The 13,384-nt window shown below is 60.1% G+C and carries 12 protein-coding genes; 7 read left to right on the forward strand and 5 right to left on the reverse strand.

The features are described from left to right. Window positions 1–63: 63 nt before the first annotated feature. The 3 genes from ACIQAL_RS16880 (at window position 64) to ACIQAL_RS16890 (ending at window position 3,275) form a co-directional block, all read left to right on the forward strand. On the forward strand, window positions 64–1,020 hold the full coding sequence (locus tag ACIQAL_RS16880; protein WP_401147408.1) for a glycosyltransferase: 957 nt from the start codon (window positions 64–66) through the stop codon (window positions 1,018–1,020). 159 nt (window positions 1,021–1,179) lie between these two features. After that, a complete protein-coding gene (locus ACIQAL_RS16885; RefSeq protein WP_401147411.1) occupies window positions 1,180–2,064 on the forward strand; it encodes a glycosyltransferase family 2 protein in 885 nt (294 codons plus the stop codon). Further along, window positions 2,061–3,275 carry an O-antigen ligase family protein gene (locus ACIQAL_RS16890; RefSeq protein WP_401147414.1) on the forward strand — a complete coding sequence of 405 codons (1,215 nt, stop codon included), beginning with the start codon at window positions 2,061–2,063 and terminating at the stop codon, window positions 3,273–3,275. Before ACIQAL_RS16885 ends, ACIQAL_RS16890 begins: the two co-directional genes overlap by 4 nt. A gap of 12 nt (window positions 3,276–3,287) precedes the next feature. On the opposite strand, the gene ACIQAL_RS16895 is transcribed toward ACIQAL_RS16890, so the two are convergent. Continuing rightward, a complete protein-coding gene (locus ACIQAL_RS16895; protein ID WP_401147416.1) occupies window positions 3,288–3,947 on the reverse strand; it encodes a toluene tolerance protein in 660 nt (219 codons plus the stop codon). A gap of 106 nt (window positions 3,948–4,053) precedes the next feature. Here ACIQAL_RS16895 and msbA point away from each other — a divergent pair, with 106 nt between their 5' ends. Both msbA and hldE read left to right on the forward strand, forming a co-directional pair. After that, window positions 4,054–5,856 (forward strand): lipid A export permease/ATP-binding protein MsbA, encoded by a 1,803-nt coding sequence (msbA, locus tag ACIQAL_RS16900; protein WP_401147419.1) that lies wholly within the window; start codon window positions 4,054–4,056, stop codon window positions 5,854–5,856. A 206-nt stretch (window positions 5,857–6,062) separates the two neighbouring features. After that, a complete protein-coding gene (gene hldE, locus ACIQAL_RS16905) occupies window positions 6,063–7,484 on the forward strand; it encodes a bifunctional D-glycero-beta-D-manno-heptose-7-phosphate kinase/D-glycero-beta-D-manno-heptose 1-phosphate adenylyltransferase HldE (RefSeq protein ID WP_401147421.1) in 1,422 nt (473 codons plus the stop codon). 178 nt (window positions 7,485–7,662) lie between these two features. Here hldE and ACIQAL_RS16910 read toward each other — a convergent pair whose 3' ends face one another. The 4 genes from ACIQAL_RS16910 to ACIQAL_RS16925 form a co-directional block, all read right to left on the reverse strand. Further along, complete coding sequence (locus ACIQAL_RS16910) at window positions 7,663–8,634, reverse strand: metal ABC transporter ATPase (protein WP_166596046.1); 972 nt, start codon at window positions 8,632–8,634, stop codon at window positions 7,663–7,665. Window positions 8,635–8,671: 37 nt separating this feature from the next. After that, complete coding sequence (locus tag ACIQAL_RS16915) at window positions 8,672–9,493, reverse strand: aldo/keto reductase (RefSeq protein ID WP_401147424.1); 822 nt, start codon at window positions 9,491–9,493, stop codon at window positions 8,672–8,674. Continuing rightward, the gene (locus ACIQAL_RS16920) at window positions 9,490–10,665 is read right to left on the reverse strand and encodes an NAD(P)/FAD-dependent oxidoreductase (protein WP_401147427.1); all 1,176 of its coding nucleotides are present in this window, start codon (window positions 10,663–10,665) and stop codon (window positions 9,490–9,492) included. Before ACIQAL_RS16920 ends, ACIQAL_RS16915 begins: the two co-directional genes overlap by 4 nt. Window positions 10,666–10,742: 77 nt before the next feature. Then, window positions 10,743–11,075 carry a multidrug efflux SMR transporter gene (locus ACIQAL_RS16925; RefSeq protein WP_166596043.1) on the reverse strand — a complete coding sequence of 111 codons (333 nt, stop codon included), beginning with the start codon at window positions 11,073–11,075 and terminating at the stop codon, window positions 10,743–10,745. A gap of 107 nt (window positions 11,076–11,182) precedes the next feature. Between ACIQAL_RS16925 and ACIQAL_RS16930 the strand changes: the two genes are divergently transcribed. Together ACIQAL_RS16930 and waaA are read left to right on the forward strand one after the other, a co-directional pair. Continuing rightward, complete coding sequence (locus ACIQAL_RS16930) at window positions 11,183–12,067, forward strand: LysR family transcriptional regulator (protein WP_401147430.1); 885 nt, start codon at window positions 11,183–11,185, stop codon at window positions 12,065–12,067. A 14-nt stretch (window positions 12,068–12,081) separates the two neighbouring features. Continuing rightward, window positions 12,082–13,353, forward strand: coding sequence for a lipid IV(A) 3-deoxy-D-manno-octulosonic acid transferase (gene waaA / locus ACIQAL_RS16935; RefSeq protein ID WP_401147432.1), 1,272 nt, complete (start codon window positions 12,082–12,084; stop codon window positions 13,351–13,353). Window positions 13,354–13,384 lie beyond the last annotated feature (31 nt).

Genomic DNA, 13,384 nt, shown 5'->3' on the forward strand with positions numbered 1-13,384 from the left:
CTCTGCCCCAAAACAGGGATTGAGCGGCCGGGCGGGTAGTGATCTGGTTTTAAAAGGAAGCCCATGAAGGTTTTGTTTCTGGTCCAGAAAGAGCAACGTGCCATTCTGGATCGTCTGTACGAAGGCGTCGCAGCCCATTGCGAGTGTGACCTGCGTTGGCTGACCTCTGACGAGCAGCGCAACCTGCGCCGCTATTTCCGTCAGCATGTGGACGTCAAGAAATACGACCGTATCGTGTTCTTCCTGCGGTTCAAGCAGGAAATCCGTCAGGCGGGCTTCATTCGTACGATCCCCAATCTGGTGATCCTCGAACACGACGCCTATCAGAACTACATCCCTTGCAAGTACACCGGCAAGTTCAGCGCGCATTACCGCAAGCTGCCGTGGGTGCGCGTTCTCAGTTCCGGTTTCGTGGTCAGCGAGCGCCTGAGAGAAGAAGGTTTTGACGCGGTGTTCGTGCCCAAGGGCTACGACCAGACGTTGCTCAGCGACCAGGGCCGTGAGCGGGACATTGAACTGGCGTTCGTCGGCAGCACCAACAGCGTCGCCTACAGCGGTCGCAAGGCATTGCTCGATGAGCTCGGCCAGGTCGAGAAACTGGTGGTGACCCGCACCAAGTCCGGCCAGGAATATGGCGACACCCTGAACCGCATCCGTTTCTTCGTGAGTGCGGACGTTGGTATGGGCGAATTCATGATCAAGAATTTCGAGGCAATGGCCTGTGGTTGTGTGCTGTTTGCCTATGATCAAGGAGACGCCGAGAGCCGTGCGCTGGGCCTGCAGGACATGCACAACGTGGTGTTTTACAGCGACATACCCCAATTGCAGAAAAAGCTCGCGATCCTGCGGGATGATCCGAGTCTTGCTGCGCGTATTGCGGTCAACGGGCGTGATCTGGCAGTGTCTCAGTTTGGATTCGGGGCGATCGGCGCGCGCATCGTGCGAGAGCTTGAACCCCCTTTGCGCGAGCAGGCACCGGTGAGCGGTGTCGAGAAGCTGCGGGCAGCGTTAGGAATTTGATTTGAACGGTTCATGCGCTGAAAATAATGATACTAATTTGAAACCAGACAATCTCCGCATGCCATTTTTCTCACGCTCAGGCTGCCAGGACGTGCATCGTCAGCCTGCAGAAATGTGGCCATTGAAGGCGCAGCCAGAAGCCAAGGATCGAGTGCGGGTATGAAATGGCCATTAGTCTCGATTTTAGTGCCGTGTTTCAACCATGAGCGTTACATCGAAGAGTCCCTGCTCAGCGTGCTGGAGCAGGACTACGAGAATTTTGAGCTGATCGTCGTCAACGACGGCTCCACCGACGCCAGCGCCGAGAAAATCGAAGCGTTGCGCGAGGTTCATGATTTTCAGTTTTACCAGCAGGACAATCAGGGCGTGAGCGCCGCGCTCAATAATGCCTTGAGCCATGCCCGTGGCGATCTGGTGGTAACACACGATTCCGATGACGTGATGCTGGCCGGTCGGATTCGTCGCCAGGTGAGCTACATGCAGGAGCACCCGGAAGTGGGGTTGCTCGGTGCGAAGGTCATCTACATCGACTCCAACGGCAAGCCCCTCAAACACAAGGTCGCCAGCCATGCGCCGGTCCAGCGCTGGAGCTTCGACGAGCTATTGGCCGATGCCTATGCCGTCGGCGGCCCGGTCGCCATGTACCGGCGCGAAGCCATCGACAACGTGGGCGGCTATGACCCCACGATCAAGGTCCAGGATTTCCAGATGACCCTGCGCATCGCCAAGGCGGGCTATCAGGTGCATATTTTGCCGGACCGGGTCACGCTGTATCGACGCCACGACACCAACATCTCCAAGACGGCGTATAAGAGTCAGCTGATCTATGACCTGAAAGTGATCGAGGCTTATCAGGACAATCCTGCCTATGAAGCGGGCCGTCTGGCGATCATCAACAAGGCGTTAAAAGAGTCGGTCGTGGCGGACAAACCGTTCGCCCGCGGCCTGTTTGCCAGCGTGCCCGTGCACCGCTGGAACCGCGTGACATGGAAGCGGTTCCGACACTTTGTTTTCAAATACCGTAAGCCCAAGGGTGCACAGTGAGTCAGTCCCTACAGAATCAGCCATGGGTTAGCCGCGTTTTCACACAGGGTAGCGAGCAGCTTCGTACGGTCAGCGCGCATCTTGGCGTGGCCGGTGTGGTACTGGCCTTCGGTTTGTTTTGGAGTGTCGCGGGCGTTCTGCTAACGCCCACGATGAAGTTCTACAGTTGGCTGCTGACCGCGTTCGTTTACCTACCCTGTCTCTACCTTATCGCCCGGTATTTCGGCGAGTTTCGCCACACGGTGCTCAACCGTCGCGAGCTCTGGCTGTTTCTGCTGTTGTTCATCTGGTCGCTGATTTCGCTCGCGTGGAGCGACGGGGCGGAGCGCTACTTGACCATCATCAAGCGCGAACTGTTCTTTCTCATGCTGATTCTGGGCTGGATCGTCTGGGGGCGGACGTTCAATCGGCCCCTGCAAAGCATGCTGATTCTGTGGGGTGGGCTGGGGGGGCTGTATTCTCTGGCTGCGCTGATCGCCTACCCAATTCGTGGCATCGACCGGATGTACGGCTTCGGCGGTTTCATGGACAACCCCAATCCTGCGGGTTACACCATCGCCGCACTGGTGGTGCTCAGCTGTACGTGGTGGCCGCAAAAAACCAGTGAGCGTGTTCTATGGGCGCTGCTTCAGGCGTGTTCGGTCGCCTTCGTCATCCTGACCGGCAGCCGGGGCTCGATTGTTTCGCTGATGGCCGTGGCCGCCGTGGTCGTGTTGCTGGGTGGCGGGCGGTTCTATCGCACTCTCGCGATTCTGGCGCTGGTCGCCGCCGTCGCCCTGGCCATTTTTGAACCGTCGATCCTGCAGCGGGGCGATTCCGAGCGCACGGTGCTGATCAAGGGGGCCATCGACTTGATTCACCAGCGCCCTTGGCTGGGCATTGGTCTGAGCAGTGATTACGAAGTCTCGGCCGGCGGTGTCATCTTCGGCCATTGTCACAACCTGATACTCGACACGGCCGTGCAGTACGGCATTCCGTTTACGGCGCTGTGGATCGTCTTGTGGCTGTGGTTGGGCCTGCGTGCCTGGCGTCACCGCAACGAGGCGTTGGGCATGGCCATCCTGATGATCTGGGTATTCGCCACCGTCGCCGTGCAGTTTGACGTGTTCACCGTATTTGGCCGGGCGCGCGCTATGTGGATGGTGGTGTGGATGCCGTTCGTGCTGTCGCTGTGCCTTGGTAAATCCGAGAAGAAGGCCGCGCTCAGCTAGCCATTCCCCCCGTTACGCCTTCGCCAACGCCAAGTGCTCGCTGAGCAGTTGGCGTTTCCACTGATGCGCGCTGTGTTCGATGTAACTCTCGAAGAACAGATCCCCATCCTGCTGAAGCAGCCACGCATGGTCGCTCTTGTAGCGACGCATGTGCTGGAAGTTGCGCAGGCACAGGCTTTTGCGCAATGGGCGACGCAGGGTCTTCATGTCGGCGATGTCGATCAGCCCCAATTCGTTTTCCGGGGTCATCACCACGTTGCCCAAGTGCAGCGAACGAAAGTAGATGCCCTGATTGTGCAATTCAGCCACGAAACGACCGAATGTGCGCAGCAGCGTCGCGTCCTGAAAATGCGCGGGGTCGGCGATCAGTTGACGCAGGGTCAGCCCCGGCAGCGGCTGGTAATGCACCACGTCGCGCGCAATATCCGCCACCCGGTAGGTGTCCAGCACATCGGGGCAGGGAATACCGCGTTTGCGAAGGGTCAGGGCGTTTTTGGCAAAACGCTTGGCGTAGGGAAAAAATGCTGCGGAGGAGATCAGGCGTTTGCGCCGGAACAGCTTCATGAAGTTGCCGTCGGTGAGGCGGAGCACCTTGTCTCCGAAGAAGTCGGCTTCAATGACTTCGGCATCTCTGCGTAAGGCTTGGTAGTCAGAGTAGGCGAGTGCGCGCATGCGGGCTCCTTCGAAAATGGCCGCCATCATACCCCAGCCTGCCGCCTGAGGCCCAACCCCCTGCCCATGTGTTAGTATTCCGGCTCTTTTTATCGTATCGATGACTATGAGCACGCCAGAGAACCGCGAATCCTCAAGCCTGAAAATCTATCTCCGACTGCTGACCTACGTGAAGCCTTACGTGGGTGTCTTTCTGCTCAGCATCGTCGGCTTCGTCATTTTCGCCTCGACCCAGCCGATGCTGGCCGGCATTCTCAAATATTTCGTCGATGGACTGACCAATCCCGAAGCGGCGCTGTTTCCCGACACGCCGTATCTTAAGGACCTGCAATTGCTGCAGGCCGTGCCGTTGCTGATCGTCTTGATCGCGGCGTGGCAGGGGTTGGGGTCGTATCTGGGCAACTATTTCCTGGCCAAGGTCTCGCTGGGCCTGGTCCACGACCTGCGGGTCGAGTTGTTCAACAAGCTGTTGGTCCTGCCCAATCGCTATTTCGACACCCACAACTCAGGGCACCTGATTTCCCGCATTACTTTCAACGTGACCATGGTCACCGGCGCGGCGACCGACGCGATCAAAGTGGTGATCCGTGAAGGCCTGACCATCGTGTTCCTGTTCTTCTATCTGGTATGGATGAACTGGAAACTGACGATTGTCATGCTGGCGATCCTGCCGTTGATCGCCGTGATGGTCGGCAGCTCCAGCAAGAAATTCCGTAAGCAGAGCAAGAAAATCCAGGTGGCGATGGGGGATGTGACCCACGTCGCTTCCGAGACCATTCAGGGCTATCGCGTCGTTCGCAGTTTCGGCGGCGAGGCGTATGAAGAAGAGCGTTTCGCCAAGGCCTCCACCAGCAACACCGACAAACAGCTGCGCATGACCAAGACGGGGTCGATCTACACCCCGATGCTGCAACTGGTGATCTACACCGCCATGGCCGTGCTGATGTTTCTGGTGCTGTGGCTGCGTGGCGATGCGACGGCGGGCGATCTGGTGGCTTACATCACGGCAGCGGGCTTGCTGCCCAAGCCGATCCGCCAGCTTTCAGAAGTCAGCTCGACGATCCAGAAAGGCGTCGCGGGCGCCGAAAGCATCTTCGAACAGCTCGATGAAGAGGCTGAGGTGGACACCGGCACGGTCGAACTGGAGCGGGTGCAGGGGCATCTGGAAGTGCGCAACCTGAGCTTCACCTACCCCGAAACCGAGCGTCAGGTTTTGCACGACATCAGTTTCTTGGCAGCACCGGGGCAGATGATTGCGCTGGTAGGCCGCTCGGGCAGTGGCAAATCGACGCTGGCGAACCTGATTCCGCGTTTTTATCACCACACTTCGGGTGAAATCTTGCTCGATGGCGTCGAGATCGAGAACTATCGCTTGCGTAACCTTCGCAAGCATGTTGCTCAGGTGAATCAGAACGTGACCCTGTTCAACGACAGCGTTGCCAATAACATCGCCTACGGTGATCTGGCCGATGCGCCGCGTGCTGACATCGAAGCCGCTGCAGCGGACGCCTATGCCAAGGAGTTCGTCGATCAGCTTCCCGAAGGCTTTGATACGCAGGTGGGTGAAAACGGTGTACTGCTGTCGGGTGGCCAACGTCAGCGTTTGGCCATTGCGCGCGCCTTGTTGAAAAACGCTCCGCTGCTGATTCTCGACGAAGCGACCTCTGCGCTGGACACCGAGTCCGAGCGGCACATTCAGGCCGCGCTGGACCACGTGATGAAAGGCCGTACCACGCTGGTCATCGCGCATCGCCTGTCTACCATTGAGCGGGCCGATCTGATTCTGGTCATGGATCAGGGCCGTATCGTCGAGCGTGGCACCCATGCACAACTGCTTGTGCAGAACGGCTACTACGCCCGGCTGCATGCGATGGGGCTGGATGAGCCTGCGCCGGTCGGGGCGGTTTGATCGACCCACTATGATCGTTCGGCAAGCCGCCGCTGTCGCAGCGCGGCTTGCCGGCAGTGGCGATTTCAATGACACCCTCGCGAGCAGGCCACTCCTACAGACGCGATCGGCACTGACTGTCACACCGAGTTTCCCTTCCTGCCTCAAGCCATTGAAACCCTGTGCTAAGATTCCGCCCCTGTTCATTCTTAGTTACGGGTTGTTCGATGAAGTTGTCCATGCCGCGTTTCGATCAGGCACCAGTTCTGGTAGTGGGCGATGTCATGCTCGACCGCTACTGGCATGGCGGTACCTCAAGGATTTCACCTGAGGCCCCGGTGCCAGTGGTCAAGGTCGATCAGATCGAAGACCGTCCGGGCGGCGCCGCCAACGTGGCGTTGAACATCGCCGCACTAGGTGCCAAAGCCTCCCTTGTTGGCGTGACTGGCCAGGACGAAGCCGCCGAAAGCTTGAGCAACAGCCTCAAGGCCGCAGGTGTCACTGCACGTTTCCAGCAGATCGCTCATCAGCCAACCATCGTCAAACTGCGCGTCATGAGCCGCCATCAGCAGCTGCTGCGCATCGATTTCGAAGAACCGTTCGCCACCGACGCGCTCGCTTTGAGCGATGAAGTCGATTCCCTGCTTGAGGGCGTCAAGGTGCTGGTCCTGTCCGACTACGGCAAAGGCGCGCTGAAAAACCATCAAGTGCTGATCAAGGCCGCTCGCGACCGGGGCATTCCTGTGCTGGCGGACCCGAAAGGCAAGGATTTCGCGATCTACCGTGGCGCCAGCGTCATCACCCCGAACCTCAGCGAATTCGAAGCCATCGTTGGCCATTGTGTCGATGAGGCCGAACTGGTCGCGAAGGGCGCGCAATTGATGTCCGAGCTTGAGTTGGGTGCGTTGCTGGTCACCCGTGGCGAACACGGCATGACCCTGTTGCGTCCCGATCAGCAGGCGTTGCACCTGCCTGCCCGAGCCCGCGAAGTGTTCGACGTGACTGGCGCAGGCGACACCGTGATTTCCACGCTGGCAGCGGCCATCGCGGCCGGTGAGGAATTGCCCCATGCGGTGGCGCTGGCGAATCTGGCCGCCGGTATCGTGGTCGGCAAACTGGGTACGGCGGCCATCAGCGCACCTGAACTGCGTCGCGCCATCCAGCGCGCTGAAGGTTCCGAGCGCGGGGTGTTGAGCCTTGACCAACTGCTGTTGGCCATCGACGACGCCCGTGCTCACGACGAAAAAATCGTCTTCACCAACGGCTGTTTCGACATCCTGCATGCTGGCCACGTGACCTATCTTGAGCAGGCCCGCGCCCAAGGCGATCGCTTGATCGTTGCGGTTAACGACGACGCATCAGTCAGCCGCCTTAAAGGCCCTGGACGCCCAATCAATAGCGTCGACCGTCGCATGGCGGTGCTGGCCGGTCTGGGGGCGGTGGACTGGGTGATCAGCTTCCCGGAAGGCACGCCGGAAAACCTGCTGACCCACGTCAAGCCGGACGTGTTGGTCAAAGGCGGGGATTACAGCGTGGATCAAGTCGTGGGTGCGTCGATTGTGCAGGCGTATGGCGGGGAGGTTCGGGTGCTGGGGTTGGTCGAGAACAGCTCGACCACGGCGATTGTCGAGAAGATTCGCGGGCAGTAGTTCAGTCGTCATCTATGCGTCGGCATTCGAAGCTCTGAAAGCGGACGCTTCTAACTGTGGGAGCGAATTTATTCGCGAAAAATCGACCAGGCGACGCGTATGTGTTGAACGTCCTGGCCCTTCGCGAATGAATTCGCTCCCACAGGGGAATGTGCAGTACCTTTGAAAACGTAGCTGACTACGACTTATGCAGCTTCTGCCGCGCAATGCGCAGCAACTGCTTTGCCCCCACTTTCAACCGGCGCTTGATCCCTGTCTTCTTCGCTTTCGGCGGCACCATCCCTTGCTGCAACAGCCAGTCCTTCCAGCGAATCCGCTCTTCACGTACCACCCAGCCTTCCTGCGCCGCGAAACTCTCGGCCAGGTACAACCCTCGCGTGCCTGCAGGCGTGAGCTTGTCGTTCTTGAGCGTGTACAGCTCAGGCAGTGGCGATCCGTTCTCCAGCGGCATCAGGTACAGATCGGGTTTGCTGCGATTGAGGCGGGCGACGAGTTGATCGTTTTCCAGCGCCTCATCCACGTGAAACAGGCTCAGCGGACGGGCCTCTTTCGGCACTTCCAGGCGCATGTCGTAGATCAACTGCAAGGACGCGGTCGGCAAGTGAACGTAGGCGCGCGGGCGTTCGATCAGCGTCATGGCGCCGCAGCGCACCGGGCGGGCAGCGCCAGACAGAGGGCTCAGACGAAAGGGCATCGCCTCGCGATAGTGCAACGCCGCCGCGTAAGGCGCGGGCAGCCAGGTATCGTTGAAACGCCCGCCCAACCAGCCTTGTGGGGTTTCGATCAGGCATTCTTCGGCCACTTCCTGAATCGCCGTGTGCAGCGGCAGGTTCAGTTCATGGGCCGGAACGTAGCCGGAAATCAGCTTCAGCACCACGTCGCCACGGTCCTGACGACGCTGGCGCACCAGCACCCAATAGTCCCGATTCTGCCAATTCAGCGTCAGCCGCACTGACACCCCAAGGTTCGCCAGTTCGGTCGAAAACCGCTCGCTGTCCTCCACCTCGATCTTGCGACGGCGTTGCAGGGTCTGGGAGAAATTAAGCGGCATCCCGACGCTCTGGTAACTCAGGCTTTCGGGGGTGGCTTCGACGAACAGGGGCAGGGTCTTGAAGTTGCTGGGGTTCTTTCTTATCAGGGTTCGCGGCATATCGGCTCCTTCTTGCGTTGGGGTCGGCCGCCTGTCATCAGGAGCGACTAAGAAGCGGGTTATGTAGCACGGCAGCAGCAGTGGTCACGTTGTGGGACAGGTGCAGTGGATTGATCGTTCCGACGATAGCACCGGTAACGCCAGGATGCTCGAAGAGCAATTCGAAACTGGCCTGCACCGGATCGACGCCGGGACTCAGGCAGACGTGCCCGCTGGCCAGCGCCTTTTTGATCAGGATGCCTTTGCCGTGGACGGCAGCGTAGTCCAGCACCGGCTTTTCGGCCTGCTCGTTGAGGTTGTAGGTGACCATGGCGCAATCGCCTTCCTGCAACGCCAGCAACCCACCCTCGACCGTTTTGCCGGAAAAGCCGTAGCCGCGAATCTTGCCTTCGCGCTTCAGTTCAGCCAGCGTTTGATACACGTCGCACTCGTTGAGGATGTGCAGATCGTTGCCATCGGAGTGCACCAGCACCAGATCGATGAAATCGGTTTCCAGACGCTTGAGGCTGCGCTCCACCGACATCCGCGTGTGCGCGGCGCTGAAGTCATGGCTCGACCGACCCGCTTCGAACTCTTCCCCCACCTTGCTGACAATCACCCAATCCTGACGCTGGCCGCGCAACAAACGGCCGAGGCGCTCTTCGCTCCGGCCATACGCCGGAGCGGTATCGATCAGGTTGATGCCCAAGTCCCGGGCCAGCTTGAGCAGCATGCGCGCTTCGTCGTCGTCGGGGATGGTGAAACCGTTCGGGTATTTCACGCCCTGATCGCGACCCAGTTTGACCGTGCCCAAACCGATAGGCGAGACGTCGATGCCGAGGCTGCCCAGCGGGCGATGCAAGTCGTGCAAGGTCTTCATGGCAGCAGCTCGTCCCACGCCGGCACGGCCAGTGGCGGTTTGGGCAGATTCGGATACGGCGGCTGCGGGATCGGGTGAATGTCATCACGGGAGAGCGAAGCCAGCACGCGGTCAGCGAAGTCAGGCGCGAGGGCGAGTTTGGTCGGCCAGCCCACCATCAGGCGGCCTTGCACGTCGAGAAATGCATTGTCAGGGCGGACCAGTCCGGTCTGCTGAGGCTCGGCGCGGTCCACCCGCAACGTGGCGAATTGCGCCTGGCTCAGATCGACCCACGGCAGTAATTGCGCGAGTTCTTTCTTGGCGAATGCGATTTGCTCGGCCGGTTCGCGAGCCACGCCATCGGCTTCGGAGATGTCCCCGCCCAGGTACCAGACCCACTCACCATTGGCAGCCGGGTGCGTGGTCACGGTGATGCGCGGTTTCGGTCCGCCGCCGAGGCAATGAGCGTACAGCGGCTTGAGCGTCGGCCCTTTGACCATGACCATGTGAAGCGGACGACGCTGCATGGCCGGGTGATTCACGTTCAGTGCCTTGAGCAGATCGGCCGTGCCGCCGCCCGCGCTGAGCACCACGCGCTGGGCATGAATATCACGGTCGTCGACCCGCAAGCCCACCAGTTCGCCTTCGTGCAGCAACGGCTCGATTTTTTCGCCTGCCAGCAGGCTGTCTCCGGCGAGTTCAGCGAGTTTCTGCACCAGGCTCGGCACGTCGATCACCAGCTCGGCCAAGCGATAGACCTTGCCCTTAAAGCGCGGGTCTTGCAGAGCGGGAGGCAGATCGTTGCCCTTCACCTGATCCACACGACCGCGCACGGCCTTGCTGGCGAAGAAACTGGTGAGATTGCCGGCGATGGTGCCTGGCGACCACAGGTAGTGAGCTTCGGACAGCAACCGAACCCCCGACAGATTCAGTTCACCCTTGCCGTCCAGCGCTTCGCGCCAGCGGCGGGGCATGTCGGCGATGGCCTCGGAGGCACCGGACAGCGCGCCGTGCAGCGCGTATTTAGCGCCGCCGTGAATGATGCCTTGAGATTTGAAGGTCTGTCCGCCACCGAGGCTGGCGCTCTCCACCACCACTGTCGAAAACCCCTGGCGACGCAGCCGCGCATTGAGCCAGAGACCGGCAACGCCCGCGCCGACAATCAGGACGTCAGTGGAGATAGCAGATGGCATGGAGACCTCAGGTGGCGAAACGAATCGCGCCATTATAAGGGAAGCGGCTTTTCCATCACCCGCTTTTCATTGCCCTCTCAGTGGCCAGCCGTTTTGGAGAACAGCTGAATCACCACGACACCCGCCACGATCATGGCCATGCCGCCGATGGCAGGGAGGTCGAGTTTCTGGCCGTAGATGATCAGCGCCGCGATGCTCACCATGACGATGCCCATTCCGGCCCAGACCGCGTAGGCAACGCCCACAGGAATCGTGCGTACCACTAGGGTCAGCATCCAGAACGCCACGGCATAACCGACGATCACCAGCAGCAGCGGCAGCGGGGTGCTCAGGCCTTTGACGGCTTTCATGGAAACAGTGCCGATCACTTCGGCGCAGATGGCGATGGCGAGCAGGTAGTAGGCGGACATGGCGATAACCCTCAGGGCAGATGCATTCTTCAATGACGGCGATTTTAGCCGTTGCTCAGATGGGGTAAAGTCATTACCTATCTCAACGGCTGATAGGTTGGCAGGTCGTGGAATGGAGTCTCGAACAGATCCGGCTGTTTGTCAGCGTGGCTGAGCAGCGTTCGTTTTCCGCCGTGGCGAGGGAGTCCCGGCGTGCGCAGTCGGCGGTCAGCAGCGCGATTGCGATGCTGGAAACCGACCTCGGGGTGAGCCTGTTCGATCGCAGCAGCGGACGCCAGCCTCGCCTGACAGAAGCGGGGAGTGCCTTGCTCGAAGAGGCGCGGGAATTGTTGCGGCAATGCGACCGGCTCGACGGTCGTGCCATGGCCCTGATGCGCGGGCAAGAAGCACGTTTGCGGCTGGCCCTGGATGAAGCAATGCCTTATCAGCCGGTGCTGGACAGCCTCGAAGCGCTGGACGAGCGTTTCCCCAGCGTTGAGGTTCAACTGGCCAGCGGTGCCCAGGGCGATGTGGCGCGCAAGCTGTTGGAGCGAAAGGCCGACCTCGGTCTGCTGTTCCATCACGAACAAATGCCCGAAGCCCTCGAACGGCGAGTGCTCGGCAGCGTGGAGATGGTCACGGTTTGTGCGATTACGCATCCGTTGGCCAGCGAAACCGCCATCACCCGACAGCAACTGGCGCGGCATCGTCAGTTGCTGATCACCCCGCAACAAAGCGGCTACCCCGGCGGCGAACAGATCAGCCCGCAGGTCTGGCGCGCTGATAGTTTTTACGCCATGGCCGAGCTGTTGATGCGCGGCCTGGGCTGGGCCTGGCTGCCGCGCCATGTGGTGCAATACCCGACCTACCAAAATCAGATGCTCGAACTGAGCAGCGAGTGGACGCCACCCGCGCTGGTCGTTGAAATGGTCTGGCGCCGCGACGAGCCGCTGGGGCCTGCCGCGCGCTGGCTCGCTGAATGTTTCACCCATCATTTGAAGGCCATTGGCTGATAAACTCCGCGCCCATGAATAGACCTCTCTACACATTCCTGTTTCACCTCGGCCTGCCTTTGATCGCGTTGCGCTTGTGGCTTCGGGCGCGCAAAGCCCCGGCGTATGCGCAACGTGTGGGCGAGCGTTTCGCCCGTGGATTGCCGCCGATGCAGAAGGGTGGCGTCTGGGTCCACGCGGTGTCAGTGGGCGAAAGCATTGCCGCCGCGCCGATGATTCGCGCCTTGCTGACGCGCTATCCCGAATTGCCAATCACCATCACTTGCATGACGCCGACCGGCTCCGAGCGCATTCAGTCGATGTTTGCCAACGAGCCTCGGATTCAGCATTGCTACCTGCCGTACGATTTTCCGTGGGCAGCGGGGCGGTTTCTCGACCATGTCCAGCCGAAGATCGGTGTGATCATGGAAACCGAGCTGTGGCCCAACCACATTCACCAATGTGCGAAACGGGGCATTCCGACGGTATTGGCGAACGCACGGTTGTCAGAGCGTTCGGCACGTGGCTACGGAAAATTCGCCAAGCTGACCCGTCCAATGCTCGCCGAAATGAGCCTGATCGCTGTGCAGACAGAAACGGAAGCCCAGCGCTTTCGTGACCTCGGCGCTCGCCCGGAATGCGTGACGGTCACCGGCTCGATCAAATTCGACCTGACCATCGAACCGCAATTGCTGACGCGCGCGGCTCAGCAGCGTGCAGATTGGCAAACCACGAACCGCCCGGTATGGATCGCCGCCAGTACACACGCCGGTGAGGACGAGGTGGTGTTGTCAGCCCATCGCCAGTTGCTGAAAACCCGGCCCGATGCGCTGCTGATCCTGGTGCCCCGTCACCCCGAACGCTTCAACAGCGTGTTCGAAATGAGCCAGCAGCAGGGCTTTTCCAGCGTTCGGCGTTCAACGTCCGAGCCTGTGACGAATACGACATCGGTGTTGGTGGGCGACACCATGGGCGAGCTGCTGTTTCTGTATGCGTTGGCTGACATCGCTTTTGTCGGCGGCAGCCTCGTGCCCAACGGCGGGCACAACCTGCTGGAACCTGCGGCACTGGATAAACCTGTCCTGAGCGGGCCCCACCTGTTCAACTTCCTCGAAATCGCCGCCCTGTTGCGTAATGCCGGGGCGTTGGAAGAGGTGAGCGATGCAGCGGGATTGGCAGCGGTGGTGCAGCGGTTGATCGAGCAGCCCGAACAGGCTAAAGCGATGGCGGATGCGGGGTTGGCGGTGATGAAGGCTAATCAGGGGGCATTGAGCAAATTGTTGGAGGGGATTGGGCGGTTGATCTGATACGCAGTCAGATCGTTCTGATCTGCAAATG

Origin of the sequence: Pseudomonas sp. NPDC088368 (genome assembly GCF_044753445.1) — a bacterium.
Taxonomy (GTDB): Bacteria; Pseudomonadota; Gammaproteobacteria; order Pseudomonadales; family Pseudomonadaceae; genus Aquipseudomonas; species Aquipseudomonas bambusae.

Coding starts and splice junctions, on each gene's coding strand:
- hldE (WP_401147421.1), top strand. CDS start 6,063: ATGAAGTTGTCCATGCCGCGTTTCGATCAGGCACCAGTTCTGGTAGTG.
- ACIQAL_RS16925 (WP_166596043.1), bottom strand. CDS start 11,075: ATGTCCGCCTACTACCTGCTCGCCATCGCCATCTGCGCCGAAGTGATC.
- ACIQAL_RS16915 (WP_401147424.1), bottom strand. CDS start 9,493: ATGAAGACCTTGCACGACTTGCATCGCCCGCTGGGCAGCCTCGGCATC.
- waaA (WP_401147432.1), top strand. CDS start 12,082: ATGAATAGACCTCTCTACACATTCCTGTTTCACCTCGGCCTGCCTTTG.
- msbA (WP_401147419.1), top strand. CDS start 4,054: ATGAGCACGCCAGAGAACCGCGAATCCTCAAGCCTGAAAATCTATCTC.
- ACIQAL_RS16885 (WP_401147411.1), top strand. CDS start 1,180: ATGAAATGGCCATTAGTCTCGATTTTAGTGCCGTGTTTCAACCATGAG.
- ACIQAL_RS16910 (WP_166596046.1), bottom strand. CDS start 8,634: ATGCCGCGAACCCTGATAAGAAAGAACCCCAGCAACTTCAAGACCCTG.
- ACIQAL_RS16880 (WP_401147408.1), top strand. CDS start 64: ATGAAGGTTTTGTTTCTGGTCCAGAAAGAGCAACGTGCCATTCTGGAT.
- ACIQAL_RS16920 (WP_401147427.1), bottom strand. CDS start 10,665: ATGCCATCTGCTATCTCCACTGACGTCCTGATTGTCGGCGCGGGCGTT.
- ACIQAL_RS16895 (WP_401147416.1), bottom strand. CDS start 3,947: ATGCGCGCACTCGCCTACTCTGACTACCAAGCCTTACGCAGAGATGCC.